The organism is Micromonospora sp. NPDC005979 (assembly GCF_040614415.1).
Taxonomy (GTDB): Bacteria; Actinomycetota; Actinomycetes; order Mycobacteriales; family Micromonosporaceae; genus Micromonospora.
In genome coordinates, this window is the sequence record NZ_JBEXUR010000019.1 from 75,840 (window position 1) to 97,527 (window position 21,688).

General features: G+C 70.8%; 16 protein-coding genes and 1 pseudogene. 1 reads left to right on the forward strand and 16 read right to left on the reverse strand.

Going from position 1 to position 21,688, the window contains the following annotated elements; all coding sequences use genetic code 11:
* Positions 1-9: 9 nt before the first annotated feature.
* The 15 genes from ABZ272_RS26705 to ABZ272_RS26775 all read right to left on the reverse strand — a co-directional run bounded on the left by ABZ272_RS26705 (position 10) and on the right by ABZ272_RS26775 (position 20,228).
* A complete protein-coding gene (locus ABZ272_RS26705; protein WP_355052665.1) occupies positions 10-1,368 on the reverse strand; it encodes a hypothetical protein in 1,359 nt (452 codons plus the stop codon).
* The gene (locus tag ABZ272_RS26710; RefSeq protein ID WP_355052666.1) at positions 1,365-2,333 is read right to left on the reverse strand and encodes a transketolase C-terminal domain-containing protein; all 969 of its coding nucleotides are present in this window, start codon (positions 2,331-2,333) and stop codon (positions 1,365-1,367) included. Before ABZ272_RS26710 ends, ABZ272_RS26705 begins: the two co-directional genes overlap by 4 nt.
* A gap of 1 nt (position 2,334) precedes the next feature.
* Positions 2,335-3,306 carry a thiamine pyrophosphate-dependent dehydrogenase E1 component subunit alpha gene (locus ABZ272_RS26715; protein ID WP_355052667.1) on the reverse strand — a complete coding sequence of 324 codons (972 nt, stop codon included), beginning with the start codon at positions 3,304-3,306 and terminating at the stop codon, positions 2,335-2,337.
* Positions 3,303-4,094, reverse strand: a complete 792-nt coding sequence (locus tag ABZ272_RS26720) for a DUF3050 domain-containing protein (protein ID WP_355052668.1) — start codon at positions 4,092-4,094, stop codon at positions 3,303-3,305. The genes ABZ272_RS26715 and ABZ272_RS26720 overlap by 4 nt, the downstream gene beginning before the upstream one ends.
* Position 4,095: 1 nt before the next feature.
* A complete protein-coding gene (locus ABZ272_RS26725; protein WP_355052669.1) occupies positions 4,096-5,007 on the reverse strand; it encodes a phytanoyl-CoA dioxygenase family protein in 912 nt (303 codons plus the stop codon).
* A complete protein-coding gene (gene hppD / locus ABZ272_RS26730; protein WP_355052670.1) occupies positions 5,004-6,077 on the reverse strand; it encodes a 4-hydroxyphenylpyruvate dioxygenase in 1,074 nt (357 codons plus the stop codon). The genes ABZ272_RS26725 and hppD overlap by 4 nt, the downstream gene beginning before the upstream one ends.
* Before the next feature lie 72 nt (positions 6,078-6,149).
* The gene (locus ABZ272_RS26735; protein ID WP_355052671.1) at positions 6,150-7,388 is read right to left on the reverse strand and encodes a beta-ketoacyl-[acyl-carrier-protein] synthase family protein; all 1,239 of its coding nucleotides are present in this window, start codon (positions 7,386-7,388) and stop codon (positions 6,150-6,152) included.
* 102 nt (positions 7,389-7,490) lie between these two features.
* Positions 7,491-9,107 (reverse strand): class I adenylate-forming enzyme family protein, encoded by a 1,617-nt coding sequence (locus tag ABZ272_RS26740; RefSeq protein WP_355052672.1) that lies wholly within the window; start codon positions 9,105-9,107, stop codon positions 7,491-7,493.
* The gene (locus tag ABZ272_RS26745) at positions 9,104-9,598 is read right to left on the reverse strand and encodes a beta-ketoacyl synthase chain length factor (protein ID WP_355052673.1); all 495 of its coding nucleotides are present in this window, start codon (positions 9,596-9,598) and stop codon (positions 9,104-9,106) included. Before ABZ272_RS26745 ends, ABZ272_RS26740 begins: the two co-directional genes overlap by 4 nt.
* A 113-nt stretch (positions 9,599-9,711) precedes the next feature.
* Positions 9,712-10,809 carry a beta-ketoacyl synthase N-terminal-like domain-containing protein gene (locus ABZ272_RS26750; RefSeq protein ID WP_355052674.1) on the reverse strand — a complete coding sequence of 366 codons (1,098 nt, stop codon included), beginning with the start codon at positions 10,807-10,809 and terminating at the stop codon, positions 9,712-9,714.
* On the reverse strand, positions 10,802-11,047 hold the full coding sequence (locus ABZ272_RS26755; protein WP_355052675.1) for an acyl carrier protein: 246 nt from the start codon (positions 11,045-11,047) through the stop codon (positions 10,802-10,804). Before ABZ272_RS26755 ends, ABZ272_RS26750 begins: the two co-directional genes overlap by 8 nt.
* Positions 11,047-11,313: an acyl carrier protein gene (locus tag ABZ272_RS26760; RefSeq protein ID WP_355052676.1), complete on the reverse strand. Its 267-nt coding sequence runs from the start codon at positions 11,311-11,313 to the stop codon at positions 11,047-11,049. The genes ABZ272_RS26755 and ABZ272_RS26760 overlap by 1 nt, the downstream gene beginning before the upstream one ends.
* A gap of 182 nt (positions 11,314-11,495) precedes the next feature.
* Positions 11,496-12,890: a class I adenylate-forming enzyme family protein gene (locus tag ABZ272_RS26765; protein WP_355052677.1), complete on the reverse strand. Its 1,395-nt coding sequence runs from the start codon at positions 12,888-12,890 to the stop codon at positions 11,496-11,498.
* A gap of 715 nt (positions 12,891-13,605) precedes the next feature.
* Positions 13,606-14,004 (reverse strand): hypothetical protein, encoded by a 399-nt coding sequence (locus ABZ272_RS26770; RefSeq protein ID WP_355052678.1) that lies wholly within the window; start codon positions 14,002-14,004, stop codon positions 13,606-13,608.
* A gap of 8 nt (positions 14,005-14,012) precedes the next feature.
* Positions 14,013-20,228 (reverse strand): RHS repeat-associated core domain-containing protein, encoded by a 6,216-nt coding sequence (locus tag ABZ272_RS26775; protein WP_355052679.1) that lies wholly within the window; start codon positions 20,226-20,228, stop codon positions 14,013-14,015.
* Between the two features lie 394 nt (positions 20,229-20,622).
* Between ABZ272_RS26775 and ABZ272_RS26780 the strand changes: the two are divergent.
* A pseudogene (locus ABZ272_RS26780) lies at positions 20,623-20,733 on the forward strand (IS5/IS1182 family transposase); the annotation flags it as partial.
* A gap of 111 nt (positions 20,734-20,844) precedes the next feature.
* Here ABZ272_RS26780 and ABZ272_RS26785 read toward each other — a convergent pair.
* Positions 20,845-21,672, reverse strand: coding sequence for a M55 family metallopeptidase (locus ABZ272_RS26785; protein WP_355052680.1), 828 nt, complete (start codon positions 21,670-21,672; stop codon positions 20,845-20,847).
* Positions 21,673-21,688: the final 16 nt, after the last annotated feature.

Here is a 21,688-nt window from a genome sequence, read left to right on the forward strand (position 1 = left end):
GAGGGCTGGTCAGTTGTGCAGGAGGATTCCGGTTAGGAGGACTCCGTGGGCCAGGTTGAGGATGCCGTCGCCGCCGGGGTAGCCGACCCGCGCCAGGCCGCCGGAGGCCGTTCGGCCGAACAGGTACGGGGCCAGGCTGTACGGGACGTCCGCCGTGACCGTCTCGCCGGTCTCGATCTGCACGAAGTCCATCGGCACCCGGTCGGCCGGCAGGTACTGCTGAAGGATCGCCCCGCCCCGGTCGACGGCCGCGCGCAGGCCCTCGACCCAGTCCGACGGGCTCAGCTCGGGGCCGATCAGCACGCCGTGCCCGGCCGAGCCGTCCGCCGGCTTCGCCACCAGCGAGGCCTGCTCGGCGATCGCCCGGTCGAGCAGCGCGACGGTCAACGGCACCGTGTACGGGACGTGCCGGCGAATCAGCGTCTGGTCGTCGGCGGGGAGGGTGTCGACGTCCTCCCAGAGCCAGGCGAAGGTGGTCTTGTTGCCGAGCAGCCAGGCCGCCGTCGACACGTACATCGGCAGCGTGCCGGCGGCCAGGGCGCCGGCCACCGCGTCCAGACCGGCGGTGGGGGTGACCCGGTTGGGCACGAACAGCCGGAACAGCGCGTCGACCGGCGCACCGTCCACGACGAGGCGGTTGCCGGCGTCCAGGGTGGCGCTCGACAGCGGCGCGATGACCAGGTCGATGCCGAAGTCCCGGGCCCGGACGGCGAGCGGGCTGAGGATCCGGATGAACGTCTCCGGGTCGTCCAGGCCGGGGTAGTCGGCGTCGAAGTCCATCAACAGGGCCAGCCGGGCGCCCTCGGGCAGGTCGAGTTCGTCGCGGATCGCCACGAACCGTTGGTCCAGCAGGGACGGCGCGGCCCGTAGCGGCAGGTCGTCGAGGAGCCCGTGCTCGGTGTAGAGCTGCGCGAACCGCTGGATGACGGTGTCGGCGTCGAACCCTCCCCCGAGGCTGCTGTCGATGTTGTACTCGACGAACTTCGGCACGCCGTCGGTGAAGATGACGTCCGGCCGGTAAGCGGCCAGCAGCGCCTCGGTCAGCGGCTCCGACTCGTCCAGCAGGCGGGTCTCCCCCGCCGGGACGCCGAGCAGCCGGCGCAGCTCACCGGCGGTGTCCACCCGACGGCGGCAGGCATCCAGGATGAGTTGGGCCAGCCGGTCGCAGACGTCGTTCAGCTCCCGCCAGGTGTCGGCGGCCAGCACCGGGGGGCGGGCCAGCCGCCACTGCTTGTTGTAGGTGGCCCGGCCGTGAAAGACACGGTCCCAGGCGGCGGCGCCGGTGGCCACCATGGCCCGGCGGGCGGGCTCGGGTAGGTCCGTCCACGCTCCGTCGGCCGACGGCCAGGGATAGTTCGGGTCGATCATGAGCCGTCCTTCATGGTCAGGTGGATGGCGGTGGCGAGCTGCTCCCGACCGGGCTGCACGGCCCGGTCCAGGGCGGGGGCGAACGGCAGCACCGCGCCGTCGGGTCGGGTCACCCGGCGCGGAGGGGCGAGCAGCCGCACCCGTTCCACGACCGAGGCGATGATCTCGGCGGCGATGCCGCAGGAGCGGTTGGCGTCGTCGATGACGATGAGGCGGCCGGTACGCGCCACCGACTCGGTGAGACCGTCGATGTCGAACGGATAGAGGGTGCGCGGGTCGAAGACCTCCACCGACACCTCGTCGGCCAATTCCTCGGCCACGGCGAGCGCGTCGTGCACGAGGTGCCCGACCGCGACCACGGTGACGTCGTCGCCGCGCCGATGCACGCGACCCCGACCCAGCGGCACCGGCTCCAGCTCGGCGACGTCGTCCCGGACGTCCATCGCACCGGCCGGCGCGAACACGACCACCGGGTCGTCGTGCCGGATCGCGGTGACCAGCAACCCGTACGCGTCGGCCGGGGTGGCCGGTACGACGGTGACCACCCCGACGTGCGCGAAGAGGCTGTACGGGTGGTCGGAGTGCTGCCCGGCCCAGCCGGTGCGCGACCCGGAGCCGGGCACCAGGTAGGTGACCGGCACCGCGCACTGCCCGCCGGTCATCAGCGGGAACTTGTGCGCGTGGTTGACGATCTGCTCGAAGACGAGGAACAGCAGCGACGGGATCTGGAACTCGATCACCGGCCGGAGTCCGGCCAGCGCCGCTCCGGTGGCGAAGCTGGTGAACGCCTGCTCGGACAGCGGCGTGTCGCGCACCCGGTCGGTCCCGAACCGCTTGGCCAGTCCGGTGGTCACCAGCGACGCGCCGACCTGGACGTCCTCGCCGAGCACGAACACCGCCTCGTCGCGGGCCAGCTCGTCGGCGAGGGCCCGGGTCAACGCCCGCCGGTACGACAGTCGGGGCACCTCAGCCACCTCCGGTGCGGGCGGTCAGGCCGCTGGCGTACAGGTACGCGAGCGCGTCGGCCGGCTCGGGGTGCGCGCTGGCCAGGGCGAAGCGCACGGCCTCGTCGAGGGTCGCCTCGATCTCGGCGTCCACGGCTGCCCGGTCGGCGTCGGTGAGTCGTGCGCCCTGGATGTCCACCGGGTCCCGGGACCGACCCCGGGACACCTCGTCGGGCGGGCGGTAGTCGAGGCGTACCCCGTGTTCGAAGGTGTGGTGGACGTCGAAGCGATAGGTACGGGCCTCGATCAGCTCCGGGCCGCCGCCGGCGCGCATCCGCGCGACGGCGGCGGACGCGGCGGCGCGTACCGTCTCGGGGTCCTGGCCGTCGACCTCGACGGCGGGGATGCCGAAGGCGGCGGCGCGCCCGGCGATACTGCCGGCGACCGCGCCGGCGACCGGCATGGTGGTGGCGTAGCCGTTGTTCTCGCAGACGAACAGCACGGGCACCCGCCAGAGCGCGGCCAGGTTGAACGCCTCCAGCAGCATCCCCTCGTTGACCGCGCCGTCGCCGAAGAAGCTCACCCCGATCGTGTCCCGGCCCTGCCGGCGGCGGGCCCAGACCGCGCCGGTGATGATCGCCCCGGACGCGCCGACGATGGCGTTGGCGCCGAGAACGCCGATACTCAGGTCGGCGGCGTGCATCGAGCCGCCCCGGCCGGCGTTGAGGCCGGTGACCCGGCCGCACAGCTCGGCGAGCATCCGCGCCGGGTCCGCGCCCCGGGCCAGCACGTGCCCGTGCCCGCGATGGGTGCCGGCGAGCACGTCGTCGACGCCCAGCGTGGCGCAGACGCCGGCGGCGATTCCCTCCTGACCGAGGTACGGGTGGATGCCGCCAGCGATCTGCCCGCCGTGGACCAGCTCCACCGCCCGCTCCTCGAACCGGCGGATCAGCCGGACCGTGCGGTAGAGCCGGACCGGGTCGGCGTCGCTCACGCCGGGGCCTTGACGGCGGCCAGGATGTCGTCCCAGAGCCGGGCGCGGGCGGCGAGGGCGGTGTTGACCGTGTCGGCGCACTCCTGCCACTTGGCGTCGTCGTCGCCGCACAGGTCGGCGAGCATCTGCATGGCCATCGGCGTGTGCTGCTCGCCGTCGACCTCGATGTGCCGTTCCAGGTAGTCGACGAACGTGTGCAGCCGGTTACTGCGCTCGTTGACGGTCACGACCTGGGTGAACATGTCGGGGATCAGGTCCTCGCGACCGAACGCGAACGCCGCCGCCTGGCAGTGCACCGGGGTCGACTCGATGATCTGCCAGGTGGTCGCGGCGAACCGGGCGGACGCGGCCGGCGCCCCCGCCTCGGCGAGCGCGTCGGTCACCGGCCGGCCCGCGCGCAGCAGGTCGACGAGGGCGTTCACGGCGGTGGTGTCCGCGCCGGCCTCGGCCATGCCCCGCACGTACAGCTCGAAGTGGCTGATGTAGCCCTCGCCCAGCTCGTCGCTCTCCTCGACCATCACGATGTCGTTGATGAGCCGACGGCTGCCGGTCGGGCCGGTCGGGATCCACGGCACGCTCACGCAGGTCAGCTGCCGCTGCAACGACTTCAACAGCGACATGAAGTCCCAGACCGCGAAGACGTGGTGCTCCATGAAGGTGACCAGCGCCTCGTGGGTGTCCAGGTTGGCGTAGAGCGGGTGCTTGACCACGGCGTCGCGCCGCTCGGTCACCGCCGCCTCCAACCGCTCGATGCCCGGGTGCGTCCTACCCCAGTCGTACCGTGACATGTCAGCCTCCCTGCTGGGCGCGGTCGCGCCAGATGACCGGGCAGTAGTCGGGGTCCGCGTAGTCCGGCCGCCCCTCGTGGGTGCGGCGGACCAGCACGTCGTGGTTGTACGCGGCGAGCGTGCCGTCCGAGAGGGGATACTCCCGCCAGGCGTTGTCGCCGTCCTGCAGGTGCAGCGAGATCGCCTGTCGGGGACGACCGCTGACGTTGGGGCCGCTGCCGTGGTAGGTACGGCAGTGGTGGAAGCTCACGTGTCCCCGGGGGATGACCATGGGGATCTTCCGGATCTCCGCGCCGTTGTACGCGGCGTTCTCGGCCAGCATCTCCTCGAGCTGACTTCGGTCGCGGTCGGCGAAGTGCCGTACCACGGTGTCGTCCGCGCCGATCTCCTTCCACAGGTGCGAGCCGTCGACCATCGTGATGGTGCCCATCTCCTCCCCGCAGTCGTGCAAGGGGATGAACGCGGTGAGCATCTTCTCCGACGACGAGGACGCCCAATAGTGCTTGTCGAAGTGCCAGGGCACGATGTTGCTCGGCTCGCCCTCGATCGGTGGCTTGAGGATCAGGGTGGACTGGAAGACGCGGATCTCGTCGGCCTGCGCCAGGCGGGCGGCCACCGCGCCGAGCAGCGGCTTGCGCAGGATCGCGCCGAGCCCGTCGTGTTCGTGGTGGACGTAGTCGTTGTGCCGCTGCACCGGCCCGTTCGACGGCTCCCAGTAGGCGAGCTTCGGTGGGCGTACCGGCAGGCGGCGATCCCGCTCGCCGTCGTAGTAGCGCCGCGCGGCGGCGGCGAGCGCGTCCACCTCGTCGTCGGTGAAGATCTTCTGCGACAGGTACCAGCCGTGTTCGGCGTAGTGCCGCACGTCCTCGTCGGAGGGCAGCAGCGCCTGTTCGGCGGCGGTCAGCGTGCTCACGCGCCCACCGCCTGCGCGGCCAGTTCCCGCTCCTTGGCCTCGTAGAGCGCCTTGATGTTGCCGCTGCCGAAGCCGCTCGCGCCCCGCCGCTCGATCAGCTCCAGGAACAGCGTGCGGCGTACGTGCATCGACTCGGCGAAGATCTGCAACAACTGTCCACCGTGGTCGGAGTCGACGAGCACCCCCAGCTCACGCAGCCGGTGCAGCGGCGCGTCCACCCGACCGACCCGCGCCTGGAGGGTGTCGTAGTAGGCACCGGGGGTCCCGGCGAAACGCACCCCCCGCCGGCCGAGGGACTCCACGGCCGCCACGATGTCGTCGGTGCGCAGCCCCAGGTGCTGCACTCCCCCACCGGCGTGCTGGTCGAGGAACGCGTCGATCTGTCCGGGCCGGCGCGTGCGGTCCGGCTCCAGCAGCACCACGGTCACGCGCCCGGACGGGCTCTGCACCACCTTCGAGTTCATCCCCTGGCCGGCGACCTCGACGTGCTCCTCGAAGATCTGCGCGAAGCCGAACAACTCCTCGAAGTGCCGGACGGTCCCGTCGAGTTCCCCGGGCGGCACGCACACCGCCAGGTGGTCGACCTCGGCGAGGACGGGTTCCTCCTCGTTCGCCGGCGGCGTCGGCGTGATCACCCCGGGCAGGAACTCGCTTCGACTCCCCCGACGCTGCACCAGGCGGTGCCGCACGTCGGCGAAGCCCTCCACCTCGGCGGTCACCACCTCGGCGTCCGCGCCGGTGCGGGTGGTCGGCGGCGTCACGCCCGTCGCACCCCGGGCCAGCAGCTCGGCGTACGCGCCGACGACGTCGTCGACCTCGACGGCGACGACCGCGATGCCGTCGCCGTGCCTTTGCACGTACCGGGCCGCCGGATGGTCGACGCTCAGCCCCGAGGTGAGCAGCAGTCGGATGTCGCCGTGGCGAAGCAGCAGCGAGCGCTGCCCGGTCAGCCCGGTCTCCGGGCCGCCCTGCCCGCAGAGCTGGAAACCGACGGCGGTGCTGAACCAGAACGCCGCCTGTCGGGCGTCGCCTACGTAGAGTTCGATGTGGTCGATACCACGGATGTCCATGTCGTCACGTGCCCTTCCCCATGCTTCGCCCGTGTTGCCCTCCGGACGCCCCCAGCCCGGGATGCGCGTCGCTCACCTCCTCGGCTCGGCGACCCGCGCGAGCACCAGGCTCACGTTCTGGCCGCCGAACCCGAACGAGTTGGTCAGCGCGTACTCCGCATCGGTCCGGCGGGGCGCCCCCCGGATGTGGTCGCCCGGGCAGGCCGGGTCCAGGTCGTCGAGGTGGTACGTCGGCGGCAGCAACCCCCGACCGAGTGCCAGCGCGGTGGCCGCCGTCTCCAACACCCCGGACGCGCCGAGCAGGTGACCGGTGAGCGCCTTGGTGGAGCTGACCGGCACACCGCCGTCGCCGAACACGTCCGCGAGGGCCGTGGTCTCCGCGATGTCGCCGAGCTTCGTACCGGTGCCGTGCGCGTTGACGTAGCCGACCGCCGCCGCGGGCACTCCCGAGCTGCGCAGCGCGCCCCGGATGCACGCCGCCGCGCCCGCGCCGTCCGGGCGCGGGGCGGTCGGGTGGTACGCGTCGGTGGTCGCGCCGTAGCCGGCCACCTCGGCGTACCCCCGGGCGCCACGCGCGGCGGCGTGCTCGGCGCGTTCGAGGACCAGCAGCGCCGCCCCCTCGGCCAGCACGAACCCGCTGCGGGAGGTGTCGAACGGCCGGCTCGCCCGGGTCGGATCGCCTCCGGCGCGGGCCAGTGCCCGCGCGTTGCCGAACGTGTCGGTGAAGGTCGGGAAGAGCGGCGCCTCACTGGCCCCGCAGACCACCACGTCGGCCTCCCCGCACCGGATCAGCCGGACCGCGTCGGCGACCGCCTGGGCCCCGGAGGCGCAGGCCGTGCCGACCGACGAGCTGTAACCCCGGATGCCGTACGCGATGGCGATCCGCGCCGCCGGCATGTTCGGCAGGATGCCCGTGAGCAGGTACGGGCTGACGGCCGACCGTCCCCGCGCCGCCCGGGCCAGCACCTGCGACTCCAGGGTGGCCATCCCGCCGACACCCCCGACGATCACGCCGATCCGGGAGGGGTCGACGTCGCGGCCCACCTCGATGCCGGCGTCGGCGAGCGCGTCGGCGGCGGTGAGCAGCGCCAGGACCACGGTCCGGTCCAACACCCGGCTCTCCGGCCCCGGCAGGACGCTGCGCGGGTCGATGTCGGGCAGCAGACCGGCGACGTCCAGCGAACCCGACGCCGGATGGCCCTCGGGTGGGCGGGTCAGCCCGGACCGCCCGGTCGTCAACGCGTCGAAGGTCTCCTCGACGCCCCGCCCGACCGGACTGAACAGGCCCATCCCGGTGATCAGCGCGCTCACGCCGGCACTCCGCTTCGCTCCGCGCCGGCGCGAGACTCCGAGCGGCTGAGCTGCTTGGTTCGCTCGCTCCGCTCGCTCACGCCGGCGCTCCGACCCGCCCGCTCACGACGCGGCCTCGGTGAGGTAACGCTCCCGCAGGGCCACCTTGCGGACCTTGCCGGTCACGGTCACCGGGATGTCGTCGGAGCGTACCGGCACGACCCGGCGCAGCGTGGCGCCGACGTCCGCGCCGAGAGCGGCGCGGACCCGTTCGGTGCGGTCCTCGGCCTCGTCGGCGCCGGCGGCCAGCTCCAGCAGCACGTCGGTCACCACCCGCCCGTCCTCGGCGACGATCACCACCGTGCAGTCGGTGACGTCCGGGCAGGTGGCGAGGATCCGCTCCTCGGACAGCGCGGTGAAGAACCGCCGTCCGTCCCCGGCGTCGACCGAGTCGACCGCGCGGTCCAGGTGGTAGTACCGGCCCTCGGCGTCGGCGCGCACCAGGTCGCCCGTGAGGTACCAGCCGCGCTGGCGGAACCGGTAGGTGGTGGCCGAGTCGTTCCAGTAGCCCCGGAACAGCGACGGCGAGTCGACGCCCAGGAAACCCACCTCGCCGACCGGCACCGGCTCGCCGTCGGCGTCCAGCACCGCGACCTTGGTGAACTGGTACGGCCGGCCGATGCAGCGGCCGTACCGGTCGGTGTCGGCGCGGTGGGTGATGTGGAACATCGAGTGCCCCATCTCGCTGGAGCCCAGCCCGTCGATGAAGAGTGAGCCGGGCACCCGCGCCACCCCGTCGCGGGTGACGGTGTCGTGCCAACCGACCGCGACGAGGCGGCGGATGTGCGGCTCGTGCGAGCAGTCGCCGGTGTTGAACCACAGCCGCACCGAGTCCAGGTCGTACCCGGACAGGTCGAACCGGGCCAGCTCGGCCCAGGTGACCGAGAAACCGAACACCCCGTCGGGACGCCAGCGTTGGATCGCGTCGAGGACCCGCTCGCCGCCCTGCTCGGAGAGCAGGAACATCTCCGCGCGGTTGCCGAGCGCCTGGTTGACCATCAGCACGGTCGCGGTGTGCGGCGCGGGCAGCGCGTTGAGGATCCGGCTGGTGCCCTGCGCCTGCGGCATGCTCAGCAGGTGCCGGGTGGCCGCGAAGAGGCTGGCGTGGGAGTGCAGCACCGCCTTGGGCACCCCGGTCGTCCCGGAGGTGTGGGTGATCACGATCGGGTCGTCCGGGTGGTGCCGGTAGTGCGGCGGGGCCGCCGCCGGGTCGCCGGTGCCGGCCCGCGCGGGCGTGCCCAGCACCGGTACGCCCAGCTCGTGCCCGGCCAGCAGCGCGGTGTGCGCGTCGTCAGCGAGCACCCCGACACCGCGCAGCCGACGGATGTACTCGGCGGCGATCTCCGGACGGAGCTTGCCGTTCATCAGCGCCGGGATCGCGCCGAGCCGGGCCAGCGCCAGGAAGCTCAGCACCATGTCGGCGGCGGCGGTGGCCCAGACGGCCACCGGGTCGCGGGGGCGTACCCCCTGCTCGTGCAGCCACGCGGCGCGGGCGGCGACCCGTTCGTCGAGCTGGCCCAGCGTGAGCGGCGCCTGCGCCGGATGCCCGTCGACGGCGGTGTCGAAGGTCAGCGCCGGCCCGTCCGGGTCGGCGCCGTGCGCCAGCACGCGGGCCAGCATGTTGCCCGCGCCCAGTTCGGTGTCGGCGGCCAACCGGCCGCGCAGTCCCGGTGTCCTCATGGTCGTGCTCCTCCCCCCAGCAGCACCGCGACCGCCTCGGTGGACAGGTCGGGCGTCTGTTCGATCAGGATCAGCAACACCTCGTCGGCGTCGCCGTCGTCGCGCAGCAGGGCCGCCTGCGCGGTGCCCTCGGCGCACGGGTCGCCGGTCGGGCTGAGGCAGACCACCGGGCCGCGCAGTCCCCAGCGGGCGGCGAGGTGCCCGGCGACGCTGTTGGGCACGGACTGGTAGAAGAACAGCGGCCCGATCCGGCCGCCAGCCTCGACGGTCACGCGTACGTGGTCGGCGCTGGCCCGGTCACCGCTGGCGCTGACCAGCACGATCGCGGTGCGCACCTCCTCCGGCACCGGCTGGTCCCCGTACCGCCGCCGCAGGCACCGCTCGCCGACCGCCACGACCGTGGGCGCGAACGTCGAGTGCACGAACCCCGGCACCCCCGGCACGCCCCCGTCCCCGGGCTCGGGCCAACGCGCCCGCGCGAGCTCCCGCACCCCTGCCTCCCCCACCCCTACCTCCCGCGATCTTGCGGTTTCTGTTGTGGATTCGCGTTCTTCGCCGGATTCGTCACCACAGAAAGTGCAAGATCGCGGGGAGGTCGGAGTGGTCATGGCGCGCCGACCAGGAGCGCGGTGTTGGCTCCGCCGAACGCGGAGTTGAGGGTCAGCGCGTGGGTCACCGGCGCACGGCGCGACGCCGCCGTGATGACGTTGACGGGACACGCCTCGTCGGGGGCCTGCCAGCCGGCGTTGACCGGCAACTCGCCGGCCCGCAGCGCCATCGCCGTGACCACCAGTTCGAGCAGCCCGGACGCCTCCAACGCGTGCCCGTGCAACCCCTTCGTGGAGCTGACCGGCACGTCGGTGGCGTACCCGTCGAGGGCCCGCCGCAGCGCCGCGGCCTCGGCGGCGTCGCTCTGGGCGGTGCCGGTGGCGTTGGCGTTGACGTACCCGATCGCCTGCGGCGGCAGCCCGGCCCGGCGCAGCGCGGCGCTGGCCGCGCGGGCCAGCCCGGCGCCGGTCGGGTCCGGCTGGCACGGGTGGTACGCGTCCCCGGCGCGGCCCCAGCCCGCGACGGTCGCCACCGGCTCCACGCCCCGCCGCGCCTCGGCGCTTGACTCGACCACCACGGCGGCCACGCCGTCACCGAGCAGCAACCCCCGGCGGCCGGCGCTGAACGGGCGCACCGCGCCGTCGTCGGCGAGGGCACGGCCGGCGTCGAAGAGCGCGAACTGGTCCGGCTCGACGAGATAACCGGCGGCCACCACCACCCGGTCCAGATCACCCCGGCTGATCAGGGTGGCGGCGTCGGCCACCGCCGTGCTCGCCGACACGCACGCGCTGGTGTAGACCCGGGTGTGACCGGACAGCCCACACCCGGCGGCGAGTTGACCGGCGAGCGCGGACGGGACCGGCTCCACGCCGGCGGCCGGGCCGCCGTGCACGGCGAGCAGCAGCGCACACCCCGCGCGCCGGGCGCGGACCAGGCCGGCCGTCCGGCAGGCCGCGTCGATCGCGTCGGCCAGCTCGTCGGCGAGGGTGCCGACCTCGGACAGGGTGGCCGCCACGGTGACCCGGCGTGCGCTCGTGTCGAAGCGACGGATCGGTCCGAAGGCCGGCGTGGCGGCGAGCTGCGCCTCGGCGCCCCGCCCCAGGGCGCTGACCGCGTGCACACCGGTGAGCTGGACGACGGGCGGCTCAGCCATCTGCGGGAGCGGTCAACGACGCCCGCAGGACCGCCAGGGCGTCGTCGACGGTACGGATGCCGGCCAGGTCGTCCTCGGTGAGGTCCAGCTCACGCTGGTAGCGCTGCTCGACGAGGTGCACGAGCCAGGCCAGTTCCATCGAGCCGACCCGGTCCGGGACCTCGTCGGCGGGTTTCGCGGTGGGTTCGGCGAGCATGCTCAGCAGGTCAGCTCGCCCCAGGTCGGGCTGACCGGTCATCAGGCGTCGTCGCGCTTCGCCTCGGCGACGCGGTCGGCGACCATCGTGGTGAACTCGCCGACCGTCATCAGCGCGAGCTTCTCCGACTCGTCGTCGGCGAACGTCAGGCCGAACTGGTCCTCGACGCGGACGGCCAGATCGGACAGGGCCAGAGATTCCAGGTCGACGCCGGACGGGCCGAGCGTGGTGTCGTCGTCGAGCCCCTCGACGTCGTAGTTCATGTCGACGAGCTGCTCGACGACGAAGGCGCGGACCTCGGCTCTCATGGATACCCTCTCTGCGTAAGCCACGTGACGGTGTCCGATCGGGACACCGAATGGGTCTGGGGCGGTCGGGACACCGGCGGTCGGCCGGATCCCGCCGTACGATCGCCGCGCGCGGGTGGCGGCGCGGTAGTCGGCGCGCTTGGCGGCGCGGGGGTCGGCGTCGAGGTGGCGCAGCGGGCCGGTCACGACGTCACCGCCGAGCGCAACGCGTCGGTGGAGCGGACCAGCTTGCCGGTGGTGGTACGGGGCAAGGCCTCGAGCAGGCGCACCACCCGTGGTCGCTTGTAGCCGGCCAACCGCTCAGCGAGGAGCTTGTCCAGGATCTCCTCGGACAGCGGGCCGTCGGGCTGGACGTAGGCGGTGATGCCGTCGTCCCACACCACCACGGCGGCGGCCACGCCGGGCAGCTCGGCGACGGTCGCCTCCACCTCGGTGAGGTCGACCTTCATCCCGCCCACGGAGACCTGCGAGTCGAGGCGGCCGCGCACGGTGACCAGGCCGCTGTCGGCGTCGACGGTGCCGGCGTCGCGGGTGTGCAGCCAGCCGTCGGCCCAGCGGGTGGGGTCGCTCAACCCGACGTACGGCGACGCCGGGCAGGACACCCACAGCTCACCGCCGGACTCGCGGACCTCGATGCCGGGCGCGGGGGCGATCGACGGGCGGTGCGCGCCGTACAGGTCGGTGCCGATGACCCCGACCTCGGTCATCCCGTACATGTTGCCCAGTGGGACCCCGTACCGGTCGGTGAAGGCCCGGGCCACCGCGGCCGGGACCAGCTCGCCGCCGGTGGTCATCCGGCGGAACTGCGGCAGCGGACCGGTCGGCCGGCTGGAGGCGAGCAGACCGATGTGGAACGGCACGCCCAGCACCGTGGCCGGCGTGGCCTGGGCGGCGATGGCGGCCAGCACGGCGTCGCCGCTGAGCCGCTGCGGCGGTACCAGCTCCACACCGGCGTGCAGACCGTAGAGCAGGCCCCCGACCAGGCCGAGCACGTGCACCATGGAGGGCAGCAGGATGATCCGCTCGCCGGGCAGCGCCACCCCGTCGATACGGGTGTAGCGGCGCACCTCGGCGACCAGGGCCGCGGCCGTACGGCCGATCACCTTGGACGGGCCGGTCGAGCCGGAGCTGAGCTGGATCACGGCGTGGCCGCTGACCGCTGGGCCGTCCGCGTACCGGGTGACGCTCTCGGTGACGTCGACGAACACCTTCAACGCGCCCCCGCCGGTCCGCAGCGGCGCGACGACCACCTGCGGGGTGAGCCGGGTCAGCGCCCGGTCCACCTCGTGGTCGGTGAGCCGGTGGTCGAGCAGGATCGCCTGCGCTCCCGCCCGCCAGGCGGCGAGCAGGTTGACGACGTACGCCAGCGACGGCGGCAACCGCAGCGCCACGGCGCCACCGGCACGTAGTCCGGCAGCGGTCAGCCGGTCCTGCGCGGCGGTCACCAACCGGTGCAGGGTGGCCCGGTCGATCGGTTCCGGCAGGCGGAGACAAACATCGGTCGGACGGCCGGCGAACAGGACTTCGTCCACCCAGCCGGGGTCATCTACCGTAAGGTCTTCGGCGAATTGCGTCATTGCCCCCACCATTCGACGCGCAGCGCAAAGTAGGGCATAGGAGCCAATTTCCGGCATCTTTCGAGGTGCTGCCGGAACCCTACGACAGCCGCGTTGAGCATCGCTAGATGCAAATGGCTAGGTCAATTTGAGCGCCCGGACCGATTGCCGCATACCGCCGCCCACCACCCGTTCCCACCTGCTGGCCATGATCGACTCGGCTTCCTGGAAGCCGGGCTGTCCGGCGCGATCGGATACCGCACTTTCCGGGACGCCGGGGTCGATCAGGTCGGCCAGCGCGCACCCGGCCCCGGTGAAGTCGCCGCTGTCGAGGTGGGCGCGGGCAGCGTCGACGAGGGTGCGCCGCCCGGTGCTCGGCGGGCAGCAGGGACCAGTCGTCGCGGCGGACGGCGGTCCGGTGGTGGCGCAGGGCCAGATCGGTGTCGCCGAGGCGCAACGCGGCGAGGAAGCGGGCGTGCAGCACAACGCTGGGCCGAACGCGGTGTGGTGCGCCGTCGGAAGGGTGCGAGTAGCCCGCCGGTCGTCGCACCGGTCAACATGGGTCAGCCGTGCGGACGTCCGCGAAGCCCACCCATGTTCGCGGTGATCGTGCCTGCTCGGCGCCGACGGGGAACCGTCGCGGACGTAGCGCCGCGTAAGCGGACCCGACCGGAAGCAACCGATCAAGACGGTTCGGGGGCTTGCGGGCGCTAAGTCCGCAAGCCCCCGAGCTCAGTCAATTACGTTCGGTCCGCTGGTAGGGCTGGTAGGAAAATCGTCGTTCAATGTTCGTCCTGCGAACTGCGCCGGAGTCACCTACAACCGAGCCATCATCGAGTTCGATCGCCGCGCCGCCCCGCCGGCCCGAATTAACCAGTGCCACCCGCCCATCGATGCACGCGCCGATTACTTTCGCAATGAGCGGTAGGTCCTCGTCGCCCGGCCCAAATTCTATGCGAGAGTTGAGCGCGAAACCGACAACAGTCTCGTGCGCACTCCAGGCCACACTGAATGGACAGGGCCCGGCGTTGATCGGCTCCACAAATAACGTTGAAACCCCGCCTCGATCAATATCCCACCTGATATTTGCTGAATCATTAATGTTTGCAATCATGCTCTGCAAAAACTTTTCCATGCCATTTCCTACGTTCGCGGTCCATTAATGATGTCCCACTTCCGCCCACCGCCAGTGCGGACACGGAAGATCCAGCCATATTCTCCGTTCCCACGTGGCTTTACACTCCACCCCACACGCCAGCCCTTCTTGCCAGGTCCGTTGAAGCGACCTGCACGCGCTCCCTTTCCGGCGCCCTGATTGCCGAACCACTTGCTTCGCACACCAAAGAACTTGCTTGACCAGAGTCTTCGTCCGGCGGCTGACCAGGCTGACCTGACCCCCTTCGCCCCGCGAAGGAATCCTCGCGCCGCAGTTTTGGCCTGCCATCTGGTGACTTTGTTATTAAGGCGCTTGGCACCATCGATCACACGCTGAAGCCAACGTTTTACTGGCCTCTTCCAGCCGTAGTCGCTACTACAGCCGCATTCTGCTCGCTTTCCGTCAAGGTCGAAGCAGTTGACCGGGTCGGCTCCGCAGTATTCGTAGGGGTTGGCGCTGCCGCCGTAAACGGGGTCGACTTGGAGGAAGCGGCCGGTGGTCGGATTGTAGAGGCGGACGCCCATGAGGACGATGCCTGACGGTGTGTCCGCTGCTCGCTGCTTGGCGCCGAGCCAGCCGTACCGCTTCGACCCGACGTCGTCTGGATTACGCGGCGTGCCGTATTCGTCGGCCTCGCTGGTGCGCGACAGACCCTCGTCGTCGGCGTGAATCGTCGCGACCAGGTCTCCGTGCAGGTTGGTGATCTGCCAGTCGACCTTGGCGCTCTCGCTGTCGAAGACGCCGGCCATCGCTGACAGGCCCGACACGGGTCGGGTGAACCGGTCAGCGGTCTCCTGCGTCCACGACGGGTTGTCTTCGTCTCCATCGTAGTGGTGCACCGATTGCACGGCAGTGCCGCTGGCGTTGTCGGTCCACGAACGGACTCGCTCACCGGTCACGTCCAGGACGTAATCGGTCGTTCGTCCGCCCTGGGTGATCGTGTCCACCAGGTCCGTCGAGTGATACGTGAGGCTTACGTTCCCACCCGAGGAGATGGCCGTGTCGATCGCTGGCAGCGTCGTGGTCCGGCCGAGCGCGTCGTACACGTAACCGGCGGTGTTGACCCGGTCTGCCGTGTCGTAGGTCCACGTTCGCGACGACGCCGGGGTCGTCGCCTGGCAGGCACCGTCTGCGCCTGGGCCGTAGGTGCTCATCGACATGCGGTTCGACGAGGTGCTGAGCCCGTACGACCGGGTGGTGCACTGCCCGCCGATGGTGTCCCGGATCGAAGCGAGCCGGCCAGCCTGGTCGTAGCTGTAGTTTTGCTTGGAAAGGCTGGACGACCGGTCTCGCCATTGGCCGTGCATCGACTCCACCACCGACTCGGTATGCAGGGTGCAGTCGGTGGCCGCGCAGCCCGGCTTGACATACGTCAGGCCGACCGGGGTGCCCGTCTCGTCGGTCTGCGTGGTCACCTGAACGCCGTTCGGCCAGGTCTCCGCTGTCAGTGTGCCGTCGGCGTCGTAGCTGCCGGAAAAGACGCCGGCCTGCGTGTCGTTGACCGAGGTGAGCAGGCCGCGCCGCTCGGCGCCACCGTCATAGGTGTAGGTCCGGGTGACCTTGCCGTCGTTGCTGGTCGCCACCCGCCCGGGCAGGTCATACGTGGTGATCGAGGTGACTCCGTCGGCGTCGGTGTACGACGTCTGTCGGCCCAGGCTGTCGTACCCCTTCTCCACCTGGGCGGTCGCCAGTCCGCCGACCACCTGCTGCCTGCGCAGCAGGCGGCCGGTTGCGGGTTCGTAGACGTTCCGGCTGATGGGTACTGCCGTGCCCAAGCCGGCGGCGGCCACGCTCGTCTCGTACGCCCGGCCCGCGCTGTCGTAGGTCGTGGTGGTGGTCCGTAACGTGCCGGCGCTGGTCTTCTCGGTGACCACCCTCGGCTGGTTCAACATGTCGTAGGTCGTGGTGGTCGCCGGTAGTTCCGGCCCGCTGGCGGCTTGGCCGCCGGGCTGCACCCGGCAGGGCAGGTTGGACCACTCCGGCTTGAGGTCACACTCGCTGTAGCCGGAACCGGAGGTAGCCCGGTAGTAGATGGTCATCTGGGTGGCGGGCGTGTTGGTCGTGGCACCGCCTGCCGGAGCCGTGGTCGAGGTGACCAGGGCGGTGATCGGGTCGTACGTCGTGCGCGTGGTCTGGGCCAGCCCAGCCGGGTCCACCGTCACCACGGTCGGGTCGCGCAGTGCCCAGTCATACGCGGTGGTGGTGGTCCTCTGGTCGGCGTCGGTCTCGATGCCGTTGCTGTCCCAGATCCGGGCGGCGACGACTCGGGTAGTCACCAGGTTGTACGGGCCGCCCGTGGTCGGTGCGCCCTGGTCGTAGGTGCTCATGGTGTGCTTGCGTCCACGCACGGTGGTGCCGTTTGCCAGCATGACGTCGTGCTCGGGCTCCTGTGTGCTGGTGAGCCGTTGCCCGTCAGAGGAGTAGATGTTGAGGGTGGAGTAGCGACGCGCGAGTAGGCTCTCCGCCGCAGCGTCGTCCGACGAGGCGGTGTTGAGGGCCCGGACCCGGTTGCCGGCGGTCAGTGTGCGGATGGTGTTGCCCCACTGGTCGTACCAGGTGGCACCGATGTGCCCCCCTGGTGAGGCGGTGTTGACTTCCCGGGCGTTGGCATCGAGGTAGGTCACCGTCGCCCGTTCGTACGACGACGGCAGGCTGCCCGCTGCCGGGTTACCGTCCGGTACCTGGTTGGCCGGGAAGATTGCGGTGGCGTCGGTTGGTGCTTCGGCCTGCGCCCACCGGATGGTCTGTACTGGTGAGAGGTCATAGGGCGCCCCGGTGCCGAACACCGGAATCTTGTAGACCACCGTTTGTATGGCGGTTCCGGCGGTGAGCGCCGAGCGGGTCACCTTGTGCAGCCGGCCCAGCCCCGGGTCGCCCGGGATGGTGGTATAGCTGAGCTGCCACGGCTCCTCGGCGACCGGCTTGATGACGCTGAGGATCCCGTCGGCGTTGTAGTCGTAGGTCTCCCGCAGCTGCCGTAGGGTGCCGGCGTCGTTCCAGTCGAGCCTCGGATCCCACATCGCTCGTAGCCGACCAGCGTTGTCGTAGGCGTACCGGGCCATCGGCACGGTACGCATCGCGGGTGTGGCCAGGTCCGGGTCCCAGGCGGTGAAGGAGATTTCCTTCACCCGGCCGGTGTGGTCGCCCCATGCCGGCTCAGCGGTGCCGGTCGCCGTCGTCGTCGTGGCGTAGGTGAACGTCAGTGCCCGGCAGCCGCGGGTCAACGTCGTGCAGTTGATCCCATCCTGCACCGGAGCCAGCATCCGGGTCGGCCGGACGACCTCCTTGCCGGCGACGGTGGCCTTCTCCCAGCCCAGCGTCGTGGTCTGGTTGCTGCCCGGCACGGTCACCGAAGTCGGGAAGTACTTGCCCGCAGCACTCCCGGGGACCCTGGTGAACAACACCGAGTTGCCGTCCTCGTCCGTCATCGCGTACGAGTCGCCGGTGGAGTTGTAGGTCAGTTTGAGGAACTCCATCCCGACCTCGGGATCGAACACGGTGGCGTTACGTTTGGTGAAGCCGATCGTGTCACCCTCCGGCAGACCGACCTGCACCAGTGAGCCGTACACGGTCAGTGACGTGTAGGGCGACGCCGCCTCCTCGACCACGGCCCCGGACACCCATCCAGGTCCGAACATGTTCGCCGCGTCCGTCTCGCCCGCCCGCCGCGTGTTGTACGAGCGGGTGAGCGTCAGGTCGCTGCCGAACGAGTCGACGGAGACGTCGGTGTCGGACACCGTGTAGTTGCCGGTGATGAGGTTGACCGAGCCAGGCCCGATCTCCTCGGCCGCCGCCGACGCCTGGTCCCGGTCGAAACTGATCTTCACCGTACTGGAGGTGCCTCCGCTGCCACCGGTGAAGGTGCCGCGCAGCTGGAGCGGACCACTACGGGGGATGGATTCCGCGTCGGCCGCCGCGAGGGTGGCCTCGAGGTTCCAGTTGAGTTTGGGGAAGTTACCTCCGCCGCTGGTCGGCAGCGGCCAGGTCACCGCGCCCCCGCCCGCAGCGACGGTGACGTGCCCGGACGGGATGTTCACCCACGCGTCGGCGTCGCCGCGCCGCCACTGGTACGTCACACCGGTGGCGGCCGCTTGGCCCACGCCAGTGATGGCCACCTTTGCCGCACTGATGTCGCCTTCCTTCGGCGAGGTCACCGCACCGGAGCCGACGCTGAAGGTGTACGCCTGGATCGCCGACTGGTTGCCCGCGCGGTCACGCGAGCGCACGTACAGCGTCTGCGGCCCATCGGCGGTCGGGGTGATCGAGGCGGTCGCGCTGGCGCCGACGCTGGCCGCGTTGACGGTCTGATTCGGCGGGTTGACGTTCAGGCCGTACTCGTAGGCGGCGACGTCGCCCACACCGGAGGCGCCGAAGGTGAAGTCACCCGCCGTCCCAGCCGCTCCGGCCCACTGCCCCTGTGGGTACGTCGTCGACGCCACTGACGGTGCCGCCGACGGCGCGACGGTATCCACGATCATCGCGCAGTACCCGCTCCACGGCCCGTCGACCGAGCCGTCGGTCCCGCGGACCCGCCACGAATATGTTCCACCCTCGCCGAAGACGCCGGCCGGCACCGAGGCAGACAGCCACGAGCCCGACGCGCCCGGCCCGACGATCGCACCACCGACCCGGGTGCCACCGCCGGTCAGCCACTCGAACTCGGCCTTCACCTGCCCCCCGCCGGGGCTGGTGATCTGCGCCCGGAGCTGCGGTGTCCTCGTGTTCACGTAGGGGGTGCTGGACCCGGTCGCACACGGTACCGACGGCACCGTCGCCCGCGCAGTGACCGTCGTGTACGAGTCGTAGTTGACGACCGCGTACGGCACCTCGGCCGGCTCTACCGCGTTACGAGACCGGAACTGCTTGAAGGCGGTGGTGTCGGTTTCCGAAGTGGCCCGGATGCCCATATCGGCCCGCGTGTCACCGACATTAGCCGCGCGTTGGAAGAAGCTCGTAGCCACGATGGACGACCAGCCGTCGTCGCAGGTCGCGTTGAGACCCTTGGTAGCCGTCGACGTAGCCTCCCGGTAGTTCCACGCCGGCTGGGTGCCCCAGAGCACCCCATCGGAGACGGGCCCGACCGACCAGAGTTCCCACGACCGCGCCGAGCAGGTCCCCGACCAGAAATTCCAGAAATACATGGTCGCGGAGTTGATTTTCTTGCCCACCAGGGCCGTGGTGTCCCAGCGGGCCAGGGCGCGAGCGATGAGGCCGTCCGAGGAACGGCCCAATTGCAGGTCGTTGGCGCCACCCCGGTCGACGCCGTCGTTCTGCTTCACATACGTGTCGAACGTCGTCAACACCGGGTTGAGCTGCGGGTCGATGACCACCGGGTACTGCCGCTCGGGAGCGGTCAGCCATTTCATGTCCGGGCGCAGGCCGAAGTCGGCACGACGACCCTGGTGCTTGACCTCAGTCAAGGCACCGACCTGGGCAGAGACCACCTTCCGCGCGGCTGGCTGGCCCCCCGCGTCGACGTGGGCGTCCCACATCTCCGGGGCGGCGGATGACGCGATCTGCCGACCCCGGCTGTCCCGGAACTTGATGTTGCCGTTTGCTTCCCGAGCAAGCGACTTCAGTCCCTCACCGGTGACGGGCATGCTCACCTGAGCGACGTGAGCCGCCGCTTCGCGAGACTTCACCACCAGGAACGTCTCGACACCGGTCCGAGTAGCCTCCACCACGAGGTCCACGCCAGGGAACACCTCGGGGTACTTAGCCTTCGCGCCCTCGATGATCGGCACCGGGAGACGTCCGCTCCAACCGAGAGCCATCCGACCGTTACCGGTCTCCAACGAGGCCAGTTCTCCATTGGACGAGGCAGGCCGTGCTCCAGACAGCCGCAGGTCGCCCGGATGGGCTTTCGGTGCCACCGAACCGTCCGGCTGGGCGGCCATGGCCAGGTCCACCGGAATCCAGTCGCCGCTCCGCCGCATCCGCACCGGGGCAAGGTGGACCTCCGCCTCCACCCGCCCATTCGGCAACGCCCAGAACTCGGACGTCTCGGACGTCATCCCAGTGATCTGGACCTTCTTGTTGGTCAACCGCGCCGTCGCCAGCGCCGCCGCCTCATCCGGCCGCTCCAACACCTGCGGCTCGGCCTGAGCACGCTCGGCCGGCTGCGGAGCCGCAGCGACCGGCTGCGCGGCCACCCAGTCCGCCATCGTCGCCGCCAACACCAACGACAAACCGGCGGCAAGCATCCGCCCGGCGGGCCTACGCGACAGGCGCGGGATCCGAGACACCGGGGCCCACACGGATCTTCTTCGTTCCACTGAACCTCCTAGATTTATACAGAGTGTTGATCAGGGAACTACAAAAGTGAGTTGTCATCATCAGCTGGACGGATATCGATGATCACGGGTCGGGGGATTGCTAGAGGCATTGCTCAATCGGGCCTGTGGATCCAGGCGGGCTTCCAACCTGACCCACCGGCCGATGTGCCTGGTGAGGCGGTGCCTTGATGACCGCGACGTTGAATAAGGAGACCGGCGGAAGAAGCGACCCGAGTTGTCCGCAGAGGCGAAAGCCCCCATCGACCCCGACGACAAGGCCGAGGCCTACCGGCAGCTCGGACTCCGACTCACCCACCAGCGCGACGGGACCTGGGACAAGATCCTGTCGGCGTTGCAGGCGGCCGGCGACGCGACTGGCCGTATCGGTTGGACGGTGAGCGTGGACTCGATGACCAGCCGCGCCCACCAGCACCCGCCGGCGCTCGCACCGACGGGCATCGGCAGAAGGAGCGGGTCCGCTTCCAAGCCGTCCTCACGATAACGATCATCACCGAGTGGCTCTGACCGGGTCATGCAACACGCCTTAGCCCGGCGTGATGCTGGCGAGCTGGACGAGCAGGTGCATAAGCCGGTACGCCTCGGCGACGTCAGCGGCACGGAAGGCGACCGTCCGGCCGCCGCTGACCCGGGTCACACCCGGCACCAGAACCGCGAGGTCGACCATGTACGGGCCGTACAGATCGACTTCCACGTCCAACGGCCCGGCCATCGTCCACGGGGGAATCGAGGCGCGGCGGGTGACGGCATCGGCGGCAGCGCGACGCAGCCGCTCGCGCGCCTCCTGCGGATGCAGGGCCACCGCGGCGGCCTGGCTCAGGGTCTGCTTGACGGGGACGGTGACCGCCGAGGGCACCAGTTCACCGAACTCGGCGCAGGCAGCGTCGTCCCCGCTGAGCAGGACGACCGGAGCGTCCACGTGTCCGGCCATCGCGGCGTTGAGACCGATCTCGCCCAGCGACCGGCCCGCGACGCGTACGTCGAGGATGGCGGCACTCATCGTGTGGGCCAACACGGCAGGGCCGGCACCGGCACGAGCGTGATGACCGATGAACATGACGGCATCCGTGTGCTCGTCCAGGCCGGCCAGCATGCCCAGCGGCCGGGGTTGGCCGCGCACGAGGTGGGCACGGCGGTCGAGGTCCTCCGGCAGGATGTTGCGGAACGACCCGTGCGCGTCGGCGACCCACACCACGGCGTCGGGTGCGGCATCGAGGACGCCCGCGATCACCGCGTTCGCCTCGGCCGTCATGAGTGCCCGGCCGCGCTCGTAGTCGTACCGATCGGGATTCGTCTCGGTGGGGTGCACGATCCCTGAGACGCCCTCCAGGTCGACGGAGATCAGTACCTTCATGGCCCTGGGACCCTAC

Excerpts from the sequence above, each read along its gene's own strand:
- ABZ272_RS26755 (WP_355052675.1), bottom strand. The coding sequence starts at position 11,047 with ATGACCGGTCAGCCCGACCTGGGGCGAGCTGACCTGCTGAGCATGCTC.
- ABZ272_RS26720 (WP_355052668.1), bottom strand. The coding sequence starts at position 4,094 with ATGTCACGGTACGACTGGGGTAGGACGCACCCGGGCATCGAGCGGTTG.
- ABZ272_RS26750 (WP_355052674.1), bottom strand. The coding sequence starts at position 10,809 with ATGGCTGAGCCGCCCGTCGTCCAGCTCACCGGTGTGCACGCGGTCAGC.
- ABZ272_RS26785 (WP_355052680.1), bottom strand. The coding sequence starts at position 21,672 with ATGAAGGTACTGATCTCCGTCGACCTGGAGGGCGTCTCAGGGATCGTG.
- ABZ272_RS26705 (WP_355052665.1), bottom strand. The coding sequence starts at position 1,368 with ATGATCGACCCGAACTATCCCTGGCCGTCGGCCGACGGAGCGTGGACG.
- ABZ272_RS26740 (WP_355052672.1), bottom strand. The coding sequence starts at position 9,107 with ATGAGGACACCGGGACTGCGCGGCCGGTTGGCCGCCGACACCGAACTG.
- ABZ272_RS26760 (WP_355052676.1), bottom strand. The coding sequence starts at position 11,313 with ATGAGAGCCGAGGTCCGCGCCTTCGTCGTCGAGCAGCTCGTCGACATG.
- ABZ272_RS26775 (WP_355052679.1), bottom strand. The coding sequence starts at position 20,228 with ATGCTTGCCGCCGGTTTGTCGTTGGTGTTGGCGGCGACGATGGCGGAC.
- hppD (WP_355052670.1), bottom strand. The coding sequence starts at position 6,077 with ATGGACATCCGTGGTATCGACCACATCGAACTCTACGTAGGCGACGCC.
- ABZ272_RS26765 (WP_355052677.1), bottom strand. The coding sequence starts at position 12,890 with ATGACGCAATTCGCCGAAGACCTTACGGTAGATGACCCCGGCTGGGTG.
- ABZ272_RS26770 (WP_355052678.1), bottom strand. The coding sequence starts at position 14,004 with ATGGAAAAGTTTTTGCAGAGCATGATTGCAAACATTAATGATTCAGCA.